This window comes from Microbispora sp. CSR-4 (genome assembly GCF_008033685.1).
Taxonomy (GTDB): domain Bacteria; phylum Actinomycetota; class Actinomycetes; order Streptosporangiales; family Streptosporangiaceae; genus Microbispora.
In genome coordinates this window covers 1-790 of the sequence record NZ_VJVX01000212.1, presented here as the reverse complement: position 1 = coordinate 790, position 790 = coordinate 1, and the positions used below count along the sequence as shown (strand labels likewise).

1 protein-coding gene is annotated in these 790 nt (G+C 69.2%); it reads left to right on the top strand.

What is annotated here, in order from left to right; genetic code table 11:
* Window positions 1–567 (top strand): lectin (locus tag FLV34_RS39490; RefSeq protein ID WP_187280892.1); only part of this gene is annotated, 567 nt, incomplete at its 5' end.
* Window positions 568–790: the final 223 nt, after the last annotated feature.

Below are 790 nucleotides of genomic sequence, written 5' to 3'. Positions count from 1 at the left end.
GGAAAGCACGTCCACCTGGTCGACATGCACAGCAAGCTGACCACCGGCGACCTCATCGACGGCATCCACCCCACCGCGAACGGCTACGACAAGATGGCCACCGCCTGGTACGCCGCGCTTCAGTCGGTCGACGGCAGCATCGGCCAGCCCGGCGGCACTCCCAGCCCGACGCCGACCGCCTCCACGAGCGCCATCCGTGGCGTGGGGTCGGGGCGCTGCCTCGACGTCACCGGCGTCTCGCAGGCCAACGGCGCACAGGTGCAGATCTGGGACTGCAACGGGCAGTCCAACCAGCAGTGGACCTCCACCAGCGCCGGTGAGCTGCGCGTCTACGGCAACAAGTGCCTCGACGCGTACGGCGCGGGAACGGCCGACGGCACCAGCGTGATCATCTGGGACTGCAACGGCCAGAACAACCAGAAGTGGCGGTTCAACTCCGACGGCTCCATCACCGCCGTCGGCGCGAACAAGTGCCTCGACGTCCCCAACTACTCGACCGCCAACGGCGTCAAGCTCCAGATCTGGTCCTGCAACGGACAGGCCAACCAGCGCTGGACCCGCGTCTGACGGTGGTGTCCCGCCTTCGCCGTGGTGACCGCGGCGAAGGCGGGACGGCCCCGGCCGCACCCGTCACGGAGTCCGCCGGACGGCTGACTCCCCGACCCGACTGACGACGAGGAACCATGGTGATACGAAGGCTCAGAGTCTTACTGGCGGCCGCCGCCTTGCCTTTGGTGGTGGCGGGCATGCTCCTGGGGGTACGGCCCGCCGCGGCGGCCTCGCTGACCCG